Genomic DNA, 1,133 nt, shown 5'->3' on the forward strand with positions numbered 1-1,133 from the left:
CTTTTTCTTCAACACTTATATAATTTGTCTGACGAAAAAATGGAAGTGGAAGCTAGTCTAAATTTAGCTTTTTTGTATTTTCTGGGCCTTGATCCGGAAGACACTCTACCAGATAAGAGCTTACTTTCCAAGTTTAGAAAGCATAGACTAGGTGAAGATACACTAGATGATATCCTTACGGAAATGGTGAGGCAATGTGTAGAGGGCGGCGTATTAAAAGGGAAAAGTGTTAGTTTGGATGCGACTCATATTATGGCAAATACAATTAAGAAAACTCCTGAGCGTTTAATGAAGCATCTCGCAAGAATGATCATCCATACATATGAAAAAGAGACAATTGGTGGACAAATAAAAGAATTACCTGAAGTACCTAGGTATGAAGAAATAAAAGATCATCGCGAAGCGAAGATGGTTATGAAAAATTATTTAGAAAAGGTTATGGAACTAGTAGCAGAGAAATTAACTGATAACGAACCTCTCACAAGTCAATGGATACAAAAGGCAAAGGACATACTTTACGATCCAAAGTTTATCAACCAAAAAGGAATTCGCTCCCTTATCGATGAGGATGCAAGAGTAGGACGTAAAAGTAAAACACAATCTTTCTATGGCTATAAAACGGAAATCATGATGACTACTGATCAGCGGATTATTACTTCAGTTCGTACTGCAGATGGTTCTTATATGGATGGCGGATATACAAAAGAAATGCTGGAACAGACACTAAAGAGTGGTATGAAAATTGAAGAAGTTTATGGAGACAAAGCTTATTTCAGAAAACCTATATTAGATGAAATTGATGCCGTTGGTGCAAAACCATACATCCCTGTTAGTTCAACCGTCTATCGTATTGATGAAGCAGAATTCACTTATAACAAAGATTCTGATGAGTGGCAGTGCAGCGAAGGAAACATGACGGTCAAAAAGAAACAGTTTATTTCCAAAAACAAAGACGGCGAAAGGCGTGGGTACAGATATTATTTTGATATTAAGCAATGTAAGGAATGTCCTTTACATGACTTGTGTGCAAAAAAGAGTGCTCGAAGAATACTTACCGTTGGTAAGAACACGGCTGAATTCTACGAGATTTCTCAATATCAAAAAACAGAAGAATTTATAGAGAAATATAAAAA

At 36.0% G+C, this 1,133-nt stretch carries 1 protein-coding gene; it reads left to right on the forward strand.

Translation table 11 applies throughout. The features are described from left to right. A partial coding sequence (locus NYQ66_RS00610; protein WP_259865743.1) for a transposase occupies window positions 1–1,133 on the forward strand: 1,133 nt, incomplete at both ends.

The organism is Aquibacillus koreensis, from assembly GCF_025154055.1.
GTDB classification, from domain to species: Bacteria; Bacillota; Bacilli; order Bacillales; family Amphibacillaceae; genus Aquibacillus_C; species Aquibacillus_C koreensis.